The following is a 17,232-nucleotide window of genomic DNA, read 5'->3' as shown; positions in this document are numbered from 1 at the left end:
ACTTTGGCTAAAAATCTAGTAATAGTAGAGTCGCCTACCAAGGCTAGGTCAATTTCAAAAATGCTTGGAAGAAATTATAAGGTAAAGGCAACTGTTGGCCACCTTAGAGACCTACCAAAAAGCAAGTTTGGTGTAGATATAGAAAATGACTTTGAACCTGAATATATCAAGGTTAGGGGTAGGGCGAAAACTATTAATGAGCTCAAAAAAGAAGCGAAAAATGCTGACAAGGTTTATCTTGCGACAGACCCGGATAGGGAAGGTGAAGCCATTTCTTGGCATCTTGAATACCTATTAGACCTTGATCCAAACGAAAACAACAGGGTGGAATTTCACGAAATAACCAAAAACAATGTCCTAAATGCCATGAAAAATCCTAGAAAGATTGACAAAAACCTTGTTGATGCCCAACAGGCTAGGAGGGTCATGGACAGGATTGTGGGTTATGAAATAAGTCCGATTTTGTGGAAGAGGGTCAAATCTGGCCTTTCTGCAGGCCGTGTCCAATCTGTTGCCCTAAAACTAATTGTTGATAGGCAAAAAGAAATTGACGATTTTATTCCAGAAGAATATTGGACCATTACTGCCAAATACAAGTACGATGGCATAGATTTTGAATCTGAATTTTATGGATCAAAATCCAAAAAAATGAAGGTTTCAAATGAGTCGGGTGCCCAAAAAGTTTTGGACAAGATTGATAAGGATAATTTTAAACTCGTATCAATAGCAAAAACTAAGAGAAAAAGACGTCCTTATGCCCCATATACAACCTCAACCCTCCAACAAGATGCATCAAATAGGCTTGGTTTTTCAACCAAATTTACCATGCAGCTTGCCCAACAACTTTACGAAGGAATTGATATTGGAAAAGAGGGAACAGTCGGTCTGATTTCCTACATGAGAACAGATGCGACTAGGATTTCTAAGGAAATTGTTGGCGAATCATTAAAATATATCAAGGAAAAATACGGAGCCGAGTACGCAGGTCGTGGAAATACATATTCCGGCAAGAAAAAAGGCAGCCAAGATGCCCACGAGGCAATCAGACCTACATCCATATTTAGAGACCCAATTTCTCTAAAAACCTACCTAACAGACCAACAATACAAACTCTATAAGCTAATCTGGTCAAGGGTAGTCGCAAGCCAAATGGCTGATTATGAATATCTATCAACTCAAATTAATTTTGATAATAATGGCTTGATTTTTAGGGCGAATGGAAAAATTACACTTTTTGACGGTTTTAACAAATTATATGGAAGTCTAGATAGTGAAAATAATTTACCAGACCTTAAGGAAGGCCAAGTTATAGGTGCAGAAAAAATCACCAAGGACCAACACTTTACAAATCCACCAGCTAGGTACACAGAAGCATCTCTTGTAAAAACCTTGGAGGAATTTGGTATAGGCAGGCCTTCAACCTATTCTGCAACTATCAACCAAATCATGTCCAGAAACTACGTTGAGCTTGATGGTAGATCAATCTATCCAACAGAATTAGGAAAGACTGTAAATGAATTTTTGCAGGAAAATTTTGACGATGTAATAAACGTTGAATTTACTGCAGATATGGAAAACCAACTCGATAGGATTGCAGAAGATGAAGTCTTTTGGAAGGATGTATTAAGGAATTTCTATAAAGATTTTTCTAAGGATATGGCTGCGGTCAAAAAAGATACAACTGACTACAAGGTCAAGGATAAGGTCCTTGATGAAAAATGTCCAAAATGTGGCAAGCCTCTTGCTATTAAGCACGGCAGGAACGGCAAATTTATAGGATGTACTGGTTTCCCTGATTGTGACTTTACAAAATCTATAATAAAGACAACTGGAGTTGAGTGCCCTAAGTGTGGAGATGGGGAAATTATTGAAAGAGTATCTAAAAGGGGCAAGAGATTTTACGGATGTTCAACCTATCCAAAATGCGACTACGCTCTTTGGGATCCACCAACAGGTGAGAAATGCCCAGAGTGTGGAAGCCTTTTAGTCCATAAGAAAAATAGGAAAACAGACGAAATTAGATGCTCTGAATGTGATTATGTAAAAGTAAAGAAGAGATAAAAATAAGGGACTCCTCAAATTTGAGGAAGTCCCTATTTTCTTATTCTAATTCGTTTGAGTAGTTTTCAAGCTTAGATGTACACTTTGGACATCTAGTTGCTTCTATATCAATTTTGCTCTTGCAGTATGGGCAAGTTTTTTCTGTTTCAACAACTGGTTCTTCCTTCTTTTTATGAAGACCGTTAAGAGATTTTACAATCAAAAATAAAACAAAGGCAATAATTATAAATGAAATAATTGCATTTATAAGGTTACCAATTTTTAAAGATGCTCCTCCTAAATTTATAACAAGGTCTTCATAGTTAACTCCTGCTGTAAGGCCTGCTATAATTGGCATTAAAAGATCATCAACTACACTAGTTACAATAGCTGTAAAAGCTGAACCCATTATAATACCGATGGCCATATCTAATACATTGCCACGGGCAATAAATTCCTTAAATTCTTTAAACATAATAATTCCTTTCTATATTTCTAAAATACTATTTTATTATACTCTAATTACTTGACTTTAAAACCATATTTATATATGATTTTAATAGGAGTTTCTATGAAATATTTACAAGTAGATGACGAATTTTTAGCTAGGTTAAAATCCTTCGCTATTTTTATTCCCCTAATAGAAGTGGATGGCAAGGACCATATTTTATTTGAAGTGAGAAGTGACATAGTTAGCCAACCTGGTGAGGTTTCTTTTCCTGGTGGTGGAGTAGAATGTGGAGAAGATTTTAAACAAGCTGCTATAAGAGAGACTATGGAAGAATTAAATCTCTGCCGAGATGAAATTACATATCTAGGATATTCTTCTATGATTCTTACATCTAATTACAGGCATGTAAAAAGTTTTTATGGTAGGATTAATAAAAATTTGTCAGAAATAAAGTATAATAAGGAAGTAGAGTCGATTTTTACGGTCGATCTTGACTTTTTTATAAATAATCCGCCCATATCCTACAGGGCACCATATAGGATGGATTTTCCAAAAGATTTTCCTTTTGATAAAATCCCAAATGGCAAGGATTATAAGTTTCAAACCGGATACAATGAAATGTTTTTCTATGATACCAAGCCTGTAATCTGGGGCTTGACCGCAAAGATGCTAAAAAACTTTATAGAAAGTTGGAGTAAAAATGAGGAATGATATTTCGCAAAAAATAAAAGATTATGCAAAGACAAACCCTGCCATAGAGTCTATTTTCTATGTAAAAAGGCAAAATAACGACGAATTTTATAGGATTTATACAGTTGTCAATGAGGTTATTATCGCCAAGCTCGAAGAAGAGTTTGCGGGGCTTTTTGATGACCTAATCTTTGTAAATAGGGTTAAGGAAAAAAGTGAGCTTGACAAAAACAAGTTTTCATTCACAACCATTGACCTTTACAAGATGGACAATATTAAAATTTCAGAGTCAATAATAAGTAGCGATGTGGCTAAAGACTTTATAAAAACCTTACCAACTGATATTGAGTTTTTATATAATAAACCTGGTGCTGATGTACTTCTACCAAATAAGGATTATGCTTATAGCCCTGCCAAAGAATACGAATTTAGCCAAACAGTTAAAGATTTCTTTGCATCTGCTATAGAAGTTTCCCTTTATTTAAACCAAAACAATGGGCTTGCTGCAGCTATTAAGATGGAAGATGTAAGGAAAGAGCTTGCTAAGATGCTTAGAATCTATGTTGTAAATAAGTTTAAGGGGGCGAGGGATATCGGTAAGGACGGCAGCGAATTTGTCCATACCCTTGTAAACGAATACAAGGACGATTTTGAAGATTCTTTCCACGATATAAACCCACTTAACATTTATAATAGCCTTTTTAAGGCATGCATACTTTTTAGAAAAGTAGGAATGGCTGAGGCAGAAGATTTGGGTTTTGAATACGATAGACAAACTGATGTAAAGACCTTAAAGCTTTTGAGAAATAATTATAAAAAGCTTGAATCCTTTCTAAACTAGGAGCAAATATGAAATACAAATACAAGATAGCAAGTTTAGCTTTGGCAATATTTATGTTTTTTATGCCTATAAGCTTTGCAACCAGCCAAAATAAAATAGTAGGTCTTGATGAAAATGTCAAATCCTATCTTATAGGAAATGAAGAAAATGGTGAAGTTTATTACGAAAAAAATGCTGACGAGCCAAGGCCAATGGCATCTTTGAGTAAACTCATGACTTTTCTTGTGACCGTGGAAGCTATTGATAGGGGTGATATTTCCTTAGATACAAAGGTTAAGGCTGATAAGGAAGCAGAAAATTTAACTAGTTGGGAATATTCTGCCCTAGGTGTAAAAGAGGGCGAGACCTATACAGTTGATGAGCTTCTCAAAGGACTTATAGCTGTATCAGGCAATGACTGTGCTTATCTTTTGGCCAACACTGTATCAGTCTCAGAGCCAGCCTTTGCAAGGGAAATGAATGAAAAAGCAAAAAAACTTGACCTAGAAAGCCAAGTGTATTATAATTCTAGTGGGATTGAAACAGAAGATGGTTATCAAAATACTTCTTCTGCTAGAGACTTATTTAAGTTGACCCAATATATACTTAAAAACCATCCTGAAATCTTAGACTATTCGGCAATTAGGGAAATAAAAGACCCTGCCCGTGATATTGATAAGAAATCAACTATTCCACTTATGGATGAAATCAAGGGAGTTGACGGTTTAAAGACTGGCACAACCAATGATGCAGGATACTGCCTAGTATCAACAATCGACATGAAAGAACTTGATGATAAGGATAATTTTAGATCCATAGGTGTTGTTATGGGTGCAGACCAAAAAGACACCAGGGATAAGGTTATGAGTGACCTTATTTATTACGTATCAAAATATTTTTCTACAGAAACAGTCCTAGATTCAAATGTACCTATTAAATCTATAAAAGATGTGACTGTAAAACAGGGATATATAGACCTTTATCCAAAAGAAGATATAAAAATGATCGTAAAAGAAGGCGAAAATCCTACAATAAAGTATAATATAAAAGGAGATGTAAAAGCGCCTATAAAAGAAAACCAAGATTTTGGCGAAGTGGAAATATCCTATAAGGATGAAAGCCACACCGTCGGCTTGTTTTCAAAGAAGGCTCTTGATAAGGCTAGTCTTTTTACAAGGGTCGTAAGGACTGTTGAAGATTCTTGTGACTTTTTATTAAAGACAGTAATAGCAAGATAAAGGCAAATTTTTTGCCTTATATGTATCGGTAGCTCAGCTGGATAGAGCACTGCCCTCCTAAGGCAGGTGTCGGAGGTTCGAATCCTCTTCGGTACACCAAAAGGAAATATTATGCAAGATTTATTTACAAAAGCTGATGAATTTTTTATGACAGAAGCTATAAATGAAGCCAAACTTGCAAAATCAATTGACGAGGTCCCGATAGGGGCCGTTGTTGTTTGCGGAGAAAGAATAGTTGGCAGGGGACACAATTTTACCTACAAGGGCAAGTCTGCCCTAAATCACGCCGAAATCTACGCCCTAAAAGAAGCGGGCAAAAATATCGGGGATTTTAGGCTTGAGGAATGCACTATGTATGTCACTCTTGAGCCTTGCCTTATGTGTGCTGGAGCAATTATGCACTCAAGGATAAAAAGACTCGTAATCGCCTGCAAAGACCCAAAGAGGGGCGGATTTTCCACATCCTTTATAGACAAGGATAGCCCCCACCTAAATGTGCCCGACATTTCTTATGGGCTCATGGAAGAAGAATCCCTAAGAGAACTCCAAAGTTTTTTTAGGGCCTTAAGAGCAAAGAAAAAAAGCTAAGATAAACTTAAGTGCACTTAAGTAAATCCTAGCTTTTTTTATTCTATAATTTCCGCTATAAATTGCCAGCTTATATTGTATTTGTCCACAAAGCTTGTAAATAATTTATTGTCTAATTTTTGTGGCTCGCTGGTTACATTTGAATCTTTTTTGAAATTTATATAGGCCCTATAAAGCTTATCTGAATCAGTTTCTATCACGATTTTTACATTGTTGCCTTTGACATAGGTGTCATCATTTGTGACATCGTAGAGGTAGATCCTATTGCCATATATATCTAGGTGGGAATTATAAATCCTATCCCTAATCTTTGGTGGGTGGTTGAATTTTGCAAAATCCCTATATCTGATAATATTTTCTGGGTAGGCAAGGTCAAAAACATCGCAATAATAATTTATTGCCTCGTCACACAATCCATTTTTAAAAGTTAAAGCTACTGCCATTTTAATTCCTTTCTATTCTCTTATTTAATTTATCCTTTTTAAATAATTATTTCAATTCCTATCTTTGTAAAAGAATTTTTAATTATTTAAAAACCTACATTTAGAGTATAATGTTTAAAAGAAGTTTTTTATATAAAGGAGTACATAGATGAAAATTAGTCTTATTGATCCATTAGAAGTTAAAGAATCTTATATAGAAGAACAAAAGGAAAAACTTGAAAAACTTGGCCATGAATTTACTTATTACAAGGAAAGTGCCAAGGATGAGGAAGAAAAAATAGCAAGGCTAAAAGACGCTGACATTGCTATTATTACTAATAAACCTGTATCAAGAAAGGTAATAGAAAATACAAATTTAGAATTGATTGACGTTGCCTTTACAGGGGTTGACCACGTTGACCTTGAAGCCTCTAAGGAAAAGGGCATCAAAGTCCTAAACGCATCAGGTTATTCAGATGATTCTGTAGCTGAACTTGTTATAGGCCTTACAATTGGAGTTTTGAGAAAATTTGATAAAAATAATGAAAATATTTTTGAAGGTAAATCAAATCCGCTTTTAGGTTCCCTTATCAAAGGCAAAACTTTTGGTGTTATAGGGACAGGCCATATCGGAAAAAAACTCATCGAACTTCTCCAAGTTTTTGGATGTAAGATTATTGCTTTTTCTAGGACAGAAAAAGACGACATCAAGACTTTAGGGGTTGAATATGTTGACCTTAAGACCCTTCTTAAGGAAGCTGATATAGTATCCCTTCATATACCAAACAACAAAGAAACCAAGCACTTCTTAGGAAAAGAAGAACTTGACCTAATGAAAGAAGGGGCAGTTCTAATTAATTGTGCTAGGGGAGCAGTAGTTGATAATGACTACCTAGCCAAATTATTAAATGAAGATAAGCTAAGGGCAGGTATCGACGTTTTCGATATGGAACCACCACTTCCAGCTGATTATCCACTAAGGAATGCCAAAAATGTCCTCCTAACCAACCACGTTGCTTTTTATACAGAAGAAGCTATGCAAATTAGGGCAGACATTGTATTTGACAACCTTTACTCCTACCTAGATGGGAAAATAAAAAACGAGATTAAATTATGATAAGACCAAAAATCGTAGCAGTAGCTGGAGGTTCTGCCTCTGGCAAATCTACGATAGTAAAGATAATTGCAGAAACTTTCAAAGACGATTTGATAGTTGTAGGCCACGATAATTATTATAAGGCCCATGACGATTTAGATTTTGAAGAGAGAAAGCTTTTAAATTACGATCATCCAAAGGCCTTTGACACTGATTTGTTTTGTGACGACCTTGAAAGATTGGTGGCAGGAGAAGAAATTAATATGCCTGTCTACGACTATACAATCCACACCAGGAGCGAAGAGACAATCAAAGTTAAGGCCAAGAAAATCATCCTCATAGAAGGAATTTTGGTCCTATATGATAAAAGAATAAGAGACCTTACAGACACAAAGGTCTTTGTAGATGCTGATAGTGATATTAGACTAAAAAGAAGAATCCTAAGGGATACGGTAGAAAGAGGAAGGTCAGTGGAATCTTGCCTAACCCAGTATATCGAGCAAGTAAAACCCATGCACGAAAAGTACGTAGAACCAAGCAAAAAATACGCCGACATCATTATCCCAAGGGGAGCAAAAAATATCAAGGGTATAGAGATTTTGTCTAAGCATATAGAAAATATGATAGGAAATACTGATGAAAGTTAATATTTTACCAACAAACTACACAGAAATAAAAGATTATATAGACGGAAACTCCACCATTGGCCATAAGATTTGGGGTGCAATACCACATGAAGATGGATATATATTTAGAGTCTATGCGCCAAATGCAGATGAAGTTTATATCAAGGGAGACTTTACTGGCTGGCAAAACGAAAAACTTGTAAAAAACGATGAGTATGGATATTTTTATGGATTTTATAGGGCAAAGGTCAATGACTATTATAAATATATAGTGGTCAAGGATGGGAATTGGATGGAAAAAACAGATCCTTTTACCCATGCCATGGACGGCGAAGGCGACTTTGCAGCTAGAATCACAGCGGAAGATGACTATGTATTTAATGACGATGAGTTTATAAAAACCAGGGACAAAAATTTTGACAAGCCCCTAAATATATATGAACTTCACATAGGATCTTTTATGAGATTTGCTGGCAAGGTAAACTTCCTAGATATAGTTGATCGCCTTGTTAATCACGTCAAGGAAATGGGATACACCCACGTTGAAATTATGCCTGTTACAGAATATCCTTTCTACCCATCTTGGGGCTACCAATCGACAGGTTTTTTTGCAATTAGCCACAGGTACGGTACTGCAAGGGACTTTAAAAAGTTTGTAGACATTCTCCACCAAAATGGAATCGGAATTATACTTGATGTTGTGGCAGTCCACTACGCTTCAGATTTTTATGGTCTTGACCATTTTGACGGGACAGCCATGTACGAGTCCCAATATATGGACCTAAAATATTCTGAATGGGGATCAAATAATTTTGACTATTCAAAGGGCCATGTGAGAAGCTTTATGAAGTCTTCCATGGCATATTTAATCGAAGAATTTCATTTAGATGGAATCAGGATTGACGCTGTATCTTATATGGTATTTTACAATGGCAACTCAAACAGGGGCGTCCACCACGATAACATCTTCTTTATAAAAAACTTGAATGAAACTCTAGAAAACCTACATCCAGACGTGATGAGGATTGCAGAAGATTCTTCTGATTATCCAAAGGTAACCCATCCGGTTTCTGAAGGTGGGCTTGGTTTTGACTATAAGTGGGATATGGGTTGGATGAATGACACTTTGAGGTATTTTAAAGTCGATTCTATGAACAGGAGGGACTACCAAACCAATATCAATTTCTCCATGTATTATTTTTACAATGAGAAGTTCCTGCTTCCACTAAGTCACGATGAGGTTGTCCATCTCAAAAAATCTATGGTTGATAAGATGAATGGGTCTTATGAAGATAAATTCAAACAACTAAAGGTCCTAATGACCTACCAAATGACCCATCCAGGCAAGATGTTAAACTTTATGGGCAATGAAATTGCGACCTTCGAAGAGTGGAACGAAAATGTAGGAATTAGGTGGGACTACCTTGATTATCCAATCCACGATGGATATAATCGTTTTGTAAAAGATTTGAACAAATTATATAAGGACGAAAAGGCCTTTTACAAGTATGATTATGATCAGAATGGCTTTGTGTGGAGAGTAGTAGACGACAATACCAACTCTGTTTTTGCCTATGAAAGGATAGCAGATGGGGATAGGTATTTGGTTATATTAAACATGGCAAATGTCTACCAACCATACTATGAAATATATTATGACGAAGATTTAGTTTTTGAGGAAGTATTTAATTCCTTAGATGAAAAATACGGCGAGTATAGAAAAGATAAGAGAAGAATAGAAGTTAAGAAAGGAAATAATCTAGGATTAGAGCTTTGGCAATACGAAGCTGTAATCTTTAAGATAAGAGAAATATGAAAGACAGAAAACCAATCAACCTATCATGGTTAGTTGAGAAATGGACCTTGATAGATGAGGACACATACTTAAAAAATATGTGGTTAAATACTGAATCCCTTGATTTTATCAGGATTAATAAGGAAATTCAAACTAATGAAGATATAGAAAGCTCCTATATAGATATAGACCAGGATGTAGAAAAATATATCCTTATGCCAGGTGCAAGCGAAGTAGATAACTCTGACATTAGGGATGCCTTTATCTCTACCTTAGATAGGAGAGAAAGGGATGCCTTTGTAGAAAATGCTGAGTTTATAGCACCAAGCGCTGAGTTTATGGATACAGTTTATGAATTTGGCCTAGAAGGCAGGTGGAACGACTTTAGGGATAAGGTCGCAGCTGGTTTGTTACTAAGTTGGGCAGAAGACGAAGGTCTTTCTGTCAACAAAGATATGGAAACAATTAATATAAATAAAATATGAAAAAAATAATTATGGTTTTGGCACTTGCTGCAAGTCTTACAGCTTGTGCCAATATTAATGAAAAAGAAAATGTAGAAAAACCGAAACTAGAAGCAGTTAACGATGACGCTTCAAATGAAAATGCAGATGGAAGGTCAAGTGATGAGGAAAAAGTTGAGGCGGACTCAGAAGGAAAATCTCAATTAGAAAAACACACAGAAAATGTTTACGAATACTTTGATACAGTCACAACTTTCTTAGCCTACACAAAGGATCAAGAAGAGTTTGATAAATATGTAAAAGTTTTGAGAGACGAACTTAAGACCTACCACGAACTTTACAACTCTTACGATGCTTTTGATGGGGTCAATAACTTTAGGACTATCAATGAAAATGCAGGCAAAGAGCCAGTTAAGGTTGACCCAAAGATTATAGAACTTGTAGAATATTCTAAAAAAATGTATGACCTTACAAATGGGAAGATTAACATTGCTATGGGATCTCTTCTAGGGCTTTGGCACGATTATAGGGAAATGTCCTTAGATAATCCAGAAAAGGCTGCAATTCCAGAGGAAAGCATGCTTGTTAAGGCTAGTGCCCATAAGGATATTGATTCTATAGTAGTAGATGAAAAGGCAAGCACAGTCTTTATCAAAGACCCTGATGTTAGGATTGATATTGGAGCTATAGGCAAGGGTTATGCAACAAAAATAATTGCAAATAAGCTTAGGGAAGCAGGCCTAAAGCATGGAATCCTATCTGTAGGCGGGGATGATGTTCTAATTGGCGATAATCCAGCAAGTGAAAATTCTTACTATAAGATAGCCATCCAAAATCCAAACCTAGAAGATAAGGAAAATCCATACTCATCTGTAGTTAGCCTTAAAAATACATCTGTAGTAACAAGTGGGGACTACCAAAGATTTTTCATGGTAGATGGCAAGAGATACCACCACATAATTGACCCAGAAACTATGTACCCATCAACCAGGTGGAGATCAGTTTCTGTAATTTTAGATGATATAGCAGAAGCAGATACAATTTCAACCTATCTTTTCATCATAGATCTTGAAGAAGGTCGTGAATTTGCAAAAAAAGTTGGGGCTGAAGTTTTGTGGATAGATGAAGATTATAATTCTTACTCAACAGAAGGCTGGCCTGAAGTAGAATAAGATTTTACTAGACTATTTATAAATTTGAAGTTTAATAGACTAATGATTATTAAAACCGAGGATTAATGTGAATAAGGTAAACGAAGATTTAATTTATGAAAAATTAAATAAGAAAAAAGTGTCTTTGTTTTTCAAGAGATTTTTTGATATTCTTGTATCGGCCATAGTCTTGATAATAATTGCAATACCAATGTTAATTGTGGCGATTTTTATCAAATTTGATTCCGATGGACCTGTTTTTTATAAGCAAGAAAGGCTTGCCAAGGGTAAAAGACCTTTTTATATTATTAAATTTAGGACAATGAGGGTGGGAGCTGACAAAAACCTTGATAACCTAACAGTTAAAAACGACCCAAGGATTACAAAAACTGGGGAATTTTTGAGAAAATGGAAAATCGATGAACTCCCTCAATTTATAAATGTCCTAAAGGGAGATATGTCACTTGTTGGACCAAGGCCAGAAACACCAAAGATGGTAAATTTATACCCAAATTACTACGACGTAATTTTTGCTGTAAGGCCTGGGATTACCGACTATGCATCCATAGAATTTAGGAATGAATCTGAGTATTATAATTCTATTGAGGACAGCGAGAAGATTTACTTAGAGAAAATCCTCCCAATAAAAATAGATCTAAAGTTAAAATATATAGAAAACCTGTCGATAAAGACTGATATTTCAATACTTTTTAAGACAGCTAAAACAATTATCACAAAATAAGGCGTATTTTTTTTACGTCTTATTTTTTTTTGAGAAATTCTCGGTATAATTAATAGGTATAATAGGAGGGAATTGTGAAACTAGCTTTTGATAACAATAAATATATTAATGAACAATCGGCAAAGATTGTTGAAAGAATCAGTCACTTTGATAAGTTGTATCTAGAATTTGGTGGTAAACTCTTTGATGATGCCCACGCATCAAGGGTATTGCCAGGATTTTTACCAGATTCTAAGTTGAGGATGCTCTTAAATATAAAAGAAAAAACCGAAATAATTATTACAATAAATGCTAAGGATATTGAAAAAACAAAGATTAGGGGAGATAACGGAATTTCCTATGATACTGAAGCCATCAGGTTAAAATCTGCCCTTGAAGACTTTGGATTTTTGGTATCTGCTATAGTAATTACCCAGTTTGACTATCAGGAAAAAGTCCTTAAGTATTGCCAATACCTAGATAACCTAGGTATTAAAAATTACAAGACCTACGACATTGAGGGCTATCCAAACAAGCTTGAAAAAATTATTTCAGATCAAGGATTTGGAAAAAATGACCATGTAAAAACCACCAGACCCCTTGTAGTTGTTACAGGTCCTGGTCCAGGTTCAGGCAAGATGGCAACTTGCTTATCTCAAATGTATCTTGACCACGAAAATGGAGTTAATGCTGGTTATGCCAAATTTGAAACTTTTCCAATTTGGAATTTACCACTAAAACATCCTGTAAATATGGCATACGAAGCAGCCACAGCTGACCTTGACGATGTAAATATGATTGACCCATACCATCTTGAAGCCTACGGCAAGTCCGCAGTTTCTTATAACAGGGATGTAGAGGCCTTTCCAATCTTAAAGAAGATGTTTGAAAAAATTATGGGCAAATCTCCTTATATGTCACCTACAGACATGGGTGTAAATATGTCAGGTTTTTGTATTGTAGATGATAAGGCAGCAGCAGACGCGTCTAAGGCTGAGATTATTAGAAGGTATTACAACACCCTTGTTGATTACAGGATGGCCAAGGAATCTTTCCACACACTAGAAAAAATCCAAATGCTCATGAGCCAGCTAGAAATATCTCCAGATGACAGGCTTGTTGCCCTAGCGGCAAGGGAGAGGGCCAAAAGTTCGGGCACAGAAGCCTTCGCCATAGAAACCCAAGACGGGGAAATTATTACAGGCAAAAAGTCAGATCTTTTAAGTGCACCTGCAGCTTGCATCCTAAATGTCCTCAAAAAATTTGGCAAGCTAGATGAAGAAATTTTACTAATTTCACCTCACATAATTGAGCCAGTATCAGACCTTAAGACCAAGGACTTAGGCGGCAATGAGACAAGTTTGTCAGTAAATGAAATGCTCATAGCTCTTTCAATTTCAGCGACAACCAATCCTCTAACCCATATGGCTATCAAACAATTGGGCAAATTAAAGAGTCTTGATGCTCATTCAACAGTAATTTTAAACGATTCACAAAAATCTATGCTCAGAAAACTCGGATTAAACTTCACCCAAGATCCAGAATTTTCAGAAGAAGATTATAGGTAAGAAAAAAACAAGCCCTTGTAAAATTTAACAAGAGGCTTGTTTTTAATTGTCACTATCGTGAAATTCTATATAGTTAAAGTATAAATCTATATCATTATCAGTATCATTTTGGTAAATTTTTGCCATATCCTCGTTCATTTCCCCAATCATGTCTACGATAAATTTCCTCAAAGATTTTTGGCCAAACATCTTATCTGACATATTCATCTTAAACTTTCTAATCGATTTTGAATGGGCGATTTTTTTGGCAAGGTCAACACCAGTAATATGAGATTTTTTTGTAATAAACCTAGAAAAGAAATTTAAGAGGTCCCTTAGGGTATCAACTCTGAGTCTTATATACTTATAAGCAAGGTTTGAAGTAATTCCACTAGTCTTAATTAAATCATCAAAAAATCTTTTCTTAGACCCATACTTAATAAATTTAATATTGCTAGTTACATAATCAAAGGCTTCATTTATTTCGCAAGCTCCATAGTCTAAGGTTGCATTTATGATGTCATAAGATTTGTCATTTAGCCTATCAATCATATCAGTGACATATTTTGGTCTTTTAACATCATTTGACCTGTATTGATAGATAAAGTTTGCAAAGTCATATAAAGTATGGCCCTCATTATCAATAGGCATCTTAAATATCTTATTTAAAATTTTTTCTATAAAATAAATGATTAGTGGTGGATAGATAATATCCCTTCCAACCTGTTTAAAAATCACATCTAAGGCATCTTCTATATCCTTAGACCTGATTATAATCCTATTGCCAATGGCCTTGACCAGGATGTGGTAGGACCCATTTTCTTCTATTAGGTTAATATTTCCAATCATAGGCTTGGTCATTGGAAATTTGTCTTTTATCAATGGAAAGACGACCTGGTCCATGTAATTTTTGTAAGGAAGATTAAACTTGGTGTTGGCGTTAATTTGGTTGATAATTTCTGTTTTTACATTCAAGTTTTCAAGCTTAGGATTATTAGCCTGGATTCTGATGTAGTTTGAAATCACTTCCTTGAGAGAAAGCTGATTTTCCAAGGTGTGCAAGGAAGCATCCTCGATGTGGATGGTATTTTTATTTTCATCTGTGTAGGTAAATTCACTTATTAGTTGGGTTTTGATTTCAACTTCAAAACCGCTTATAGTTCCTGACTTATTTTCTATTTTTAAATGTCTGATTGGAAGGGGATAGGTGATAGTTGAGCCTGTCTGTATGTCGTAGATTTCATTGCCTTCTTCAGAGACAAATTTGGCAGTTCCATTTTCGTGGAGGTGGCCAGTGAAGATAAACTTAACCCCATTGTCAGCAAGGACTTCGATAGGTGTTTTATTGTTAAGCCTAGGGTCAGAATCTTTAATCCTAGTCTTGTATTCCTTGATTATAAAAGGCGAAAATACCAGCTCTTGGTTTCTAAAATTTGGTATAAAAGCATGGTGAGAGACACCTATAACCATGTCATTTCTAGCCTTGGCCTCGTCAATTTTATCGGCAATCCACCTTAATTGTTCTGTAGAAACTGAGCCGATTACATTATTAACGCCATCCCTGTGGCCTTGTTCCATGTCTGCGGCATAGATTGAAGAATCTATCATAATAATTGTAAGGCCGTTTGTATACTTATATTCTTTTTTTATCCTTGTTACATAAGTAAAATATCCATTGGCATAGTAGGAATATTTATAGTCCCTCTTATATTTTTCGTTGACCTTTTCAAGATAGGTCTTAAAAATATCAGAATCCTTGTAAAATTCAAGGATAGATGGGTCTTTATATATAAAATCATAAGTTTCGTAAAATTCTTTAGGGCCAGTAGCCGGTGTTTTTGTATCGTTTTTATAATCATAGGCACGCTTAGAATTTATGTCGTGGTTGCCAGGGATAATAAAAATTTTTCTATCAGGATCTTTTTCTTGCCAATTTTTTAGAAGTGATGCGGACTTTTTGTGACTAACAAGTTCACCTTCCTTGCTAATATCGCCAGAAATAATTAAATACTTAGATCCAGCCTCATCCACAAGGTCAAGAGCCTTCCTAAAAAGAGACTCACTTTCAACAACTAATTTTCTTTCGACTTTTAATTCTTTTCTCAGACTCTCAGTATCAGCAATCAAGGACTCATCTAAAACGTGAGGATCTGAGATGATTGACATATCTGAATTTTTCATAGTATCCATATCTTCCTCGCCTTTTCTTAAAGTATTATACCAGATATGAGTCATAATTATAAGTAGGAGAGGCTGTTAAGGAAAAGCTTTGCGTGATAATTTGATGGCAATAGTTTATAATAGTAAATAAGAATAGTGTGGGCTATTTGCCCGTGTATATAAATTTTAGGAGGAGAAGATGAATAAGAAGATTATAGGCGTCTTATCAGCCTTTGTTTTGGCCATATCTCTTAGCTCCTGCACAAATGATTCAGAAATCAAATCTGCAGAAGAATATAAAGATACATATCCAGAAATTTATGCGACATATAAAGCAAATGAAGATATGAGCGAAACAAAATTTGGTGGGTCAGTCCAAGTTGACTACCTCGAAGCCCATCCAAATTTAAGGACTTATTACGAAGGTTACGGCTTTGCCAAACAATATGACAGGGCAAGAGGCCACGTTTATGCTCTTGAAGATGCTATTAATACAAAAAGACCAAAGCCAGGTGCATCTTGTCTTGCTTGTAAAACTATGGACTTTGTTAATGCCCTCGAAAAAGATGGTATAGACGTAAATTCTATGGATTTTGATCAATTTGTAAAAGACCATCCAAAAATGCAGACAATCTCATGTGCTGACTGCCACTTGGACACTCCTGGTAAGATTCAAGTTAGCAGAGGCCACTTTAGAAAACAAATCGATGCGGGCAATGTAAATTCTAACAATGCCAAGGTAGATAGCCTTGCTTGTGCCCAATGCCACGTCGAATATTACCTAGATCCAGAGACTAAGGAAGTTGTTCTTCCATACAAATATGGTTTTGAAACTGACGATATGCTAAAATATTACGATGAAATTGATTTTGCTGATTGGGAACACCCTCAAACTGGTGCTAAGCTTCTAAAGGCCCAACACCCAGAGTTTGAAACTATGATGGGTTCTGTTCACGATTCTGCAGGACTTTCTTGTATAGACTGCCATATGCCAGTAGTTGAAAATGAAAAGGGCGAGAAATTCAAATCTCACCACTGGACAAGCCCACTTAAGTCAAAAGAAGGCATCAAAAATTCTTGCCTATCTTGCCACGCAGGAAAGAGTGAAGATGAAATGATTGCTTGGGTTGAAGAAGTTCAACAAGGTGTCTATGACAGAACAAACGAAGTAAGTGACGAACTTAAGACATTTATAGACCTTTTAGCTAAACATGTTAAGGCCGGCGACTTATCAGATGAAGATAAGGCTGAGCTTCAAAAAATCCACAGATATGCACAATTCAAATGGGACTTTGTTTGGGTAGAAAATGGTGAAGGCTTCCACAATTCAAAGAAAGCCCACCAAAACCTAGATGAAGCCGAAGAATTGGTAAAACAAGGTCTAGAAATCTTAAAGAAGTATGAATAAAAAGCTAAGATGGAC

The 17,232-nt window shown here is 35.6% G+C and carries 16 protein-coding genes and 1 tRNA gene; 14 read left to right on the top strand and 3 right to left on the bottom strand.

Going from position 1 to position 17,232, the window contains the following annotated elements:
- The first annotated feature begins 3 nt into the window (after positions 1-3).
- The gene (gene topA, locus J2Z38_RS07250) at positions 4-2,061 is read left to right on the top strand and encodes a type I DNA topoisomerase (protein WP_209774332.1); all 2,058 of its coding nucleotides are present in this window, start codon (positions 4-6) and stop codon (positions 2,059-2,061) included.
- A 40-nt stretch (positions 2,062-2,101) separates the two neighbouring features.
- Here the strand turns inward: topA and mscL are convergent, their stop codons facing one another.
- Positions 2,102-2,515: a large conductance mechanosensitive channel protein MscL gene (gene mscL, locus J2Z38_RS07245; protein WP_209774330.1), complete on the bottom strand. Its 414-nt coding sequence runs from the start codon at positions 2,513-2,515 to the stop codon at positions 2,102-2,104.
- A 96-nt stretch (positions 2,516-2,611) separates the two neighbouring features.
- On the opposite strand from mscL, the gene J2Z38_RS07240 reads away from it, so the two are divergent.
- From J2Z38_RS07240 to J2Z38_RS07220, 5 genes are all read left to right on the top strand, one after another.
- Positions 2,612-3,202, top strand: a complete 591-nt coding sequence (locus J2Z38_RS07240) for an NUDIX hydrolase (protein WP_209774329.1) — start codon at positions 2,612-2,614, stop codon at positions 3,200-3,202.
- Positions 3,192-4,022 carry an aminoglycoside 6-adenylyltransferase gene (locus tag J2Z38_RS07235; protein WP_209774328.1) on the top strand — a complete coding sequence of 277 codons (831 nt, stop codon included), beginning with the start codon at positions 3,192-3,194 and terminating at the stop codon, positions 4,020-4,022. Before J2Z38_RS07240 ends, J2Z38_RS07235 begins: the two co-directional genes overlap by 11 nt.
- Before the next feature lie 8 nt (positions 4,023-4,030).
- Positions 4,031-5,239, top strand: a complete 1,209-nt coding sequence (locus tag J2Z38_RS07230) for a D-alanyl-D-alanine carboxypeptidase family protein (protein ID WP_209774327.1) — start codon at positions 4,031-4,033, stop codon at positions 5,237-5,239.
- Positions 5,240-5,261: 22 nt separating this feature from the next.
- Positions 5,262-5,338: transfer RNA gene (locus tag J2Z38_RS07225), tRNA-Arg, on the top strand.
- A 12-nt stretch (positions 5,339-5,350) separates the two neighbouring features.
- On the top strand, positions 5,351-5,827 hold the full coding sequence (locus tag J2Z38_RS07220) for a nucleoside deaminase (protein WP_209774326.1): 477 nt from the start codon (positions 5,351-5,353) through the stop codon (positions 5,825-5,827).
- A gap of 38 nt (positions 5,828-5,865) precedes the next feature.
- Here the strand turns inward: J2Z38_RS07220 and J2Z38_RS07215 are convergent, their stop codons facing one another.
- Positions 5,866-6,270, bottom strand: coding sequence for a VOC family protein (locus J2Z38_RS07215; RefSeq protein WP_209774324.1), 405 nt, complete (start codon positions 6,268-6,270; stop codon positions 5,866-5,868).
- Positions 6,271-6,418: 148 nt separating this feature from the next.
- Between J2Z38_RS07215 and J2Z38_RS07210 the strand changes: the two genes are divergently transcribed.
- From J2Z38_RS07210 to J2Z38_RS07180, 7 genes are all read left to right on the top strand, one after another.
- Positions 6,419-7,366 carry an NAD(P)-dependent oxidoreductase gene (locus J2Z38_RS07210; RefSeq protein WP_209774322.1) on the top strand — a complete coding sequence of 316 codons (948 nt, stop codon included), beginning with the start codon at positions 6,419-6,421 and terminating at the stop codon, positions 7,364-7,366.
- Complete coding sequence (udk, locus tag J2Z38_RS07205) at positions 7,363-7,992, top strand: uridine kinase (RefSeq protein WP_209774321.1); 630 nt, start codon at positions 7,363-7,365, stop codon at positions 7,990-7,992. Before J2Z38_RS07210 ends, udk begins: the two co-directional genes overlap by 4 nt.
- Positions 7,982-9,787: a 1,4-alpha-glucan branching protein GlgB gene (gene glgB / locus J2Z38_RS07200; protein WP_209774319.1), complete on the top strand. Its 1,806-nt coding sequence runs from the start codon at positions 7,982-7,984 to the stop codon at positions 9,785-9,787. Before udk ends, glgB begins: the two co-directional genes overlap by 11 nt.
- Positions 9,784-10,251, top strand: coding sequence for a UPF0158 family protein (locus J2Z38_RS07195; RefSeq protein WP_209774317.1), 468 nt, complete (start codon positions 9,784-9,786; stop codon positions 10,249-10,251). Before glgB ends, J2Z38_RS07195 begins: the two co-directional genes overlap by 4 nt.
- Positions 10,248-11,402 (top strand): FAD:protein FMN transferase, encoded by a 1,155-nt coding sequence (locus tag J2Z38_RS07190; protein WP_209774315.1) that lies wholly within the window; start codon positions 10,248-10,250, stop codon positions 11,400-11,402. Before J2Z38_RS07195 ends, J2Z38_RS07190 begins: the two co-directional genes overlap by 4 nt.
- A gap of 67 nt (positions 11,403-11,469) precedes the next feature.
- Positions 11,470-12,123 (top strand): sugar transferase, encoded by a 654-nt coding sequence (locus J2Z38_RS07185; RefSeq protein WP_209774313.1) that lies wholly within the window; start codon positions 11,470-11,472, stop codon positions 12,121-12,123.
- Positions 12,124-12,197: 74 nt separating this feature from the next.
- Positions 12,198-13,670 (top strand): DUF1846 domain-containing protein, encoded by a 1,473-nt coding sequence (locus J2Z38_RS07180; RefSeq protein ID WP_209774311.1) that lies wholly within the window; start codon positions 12,198-12,200, stop codon positions 13,668-13,670.
- A gap of 42 nt (positions 13,671-13,712) precedes the next feature.
- Here J2Z38_RS07180 and J2Z38_RS07175 read toward each other — a convergent pair whose 3' ends face one another.
- Positions 13,713-15,839, bottom strand: a complete 2,127-nt coding sequence (locus tag J2Z38_RS07175) for a metallophosphoesterase family protein (RefSeq protein WP_209774309.1) — start codon at positions 15,837-15,839, stop codon at positions 13,713-13,715.
- A 169-nt stretch (positions 15,840-16,008) separates the two neighbouring features.
- Between J2Z38_RS07175 and J2Z38_RS07170 the strand changes: the two genes are divergently transcribed.
- Positions 16,009-17,217: an ammonia-forming cytochrome c nitrite reductase subunit c552 gene (locus J2Z38_RS07170; RefSeq protein ID WP_209774308.1), complete on the top strand. Its 1,209-nt coding sequence runs from the start codon at positions 16,009-16,011 to the stop codon at positions 17,215-17,217.
- The last annotated feature ends 15 nt before the right edge of the window (positions 17,218-17,232 follow it).

The sequence above is a fragment of the Anaerococcus degeneri genome (assembly GCF_017874475.1).
GTDB lineage: Bacteria > Bacillota > Clostridia > Tissierellales > Peptoniphilaceae > Anaerococcus > Anaerococcus degeneri.
The sequence above is the reverse complement of the archived record's forward strand: the minus strand, read 5'-3'. Positions and strand labels throughout refer to the sequence as shown.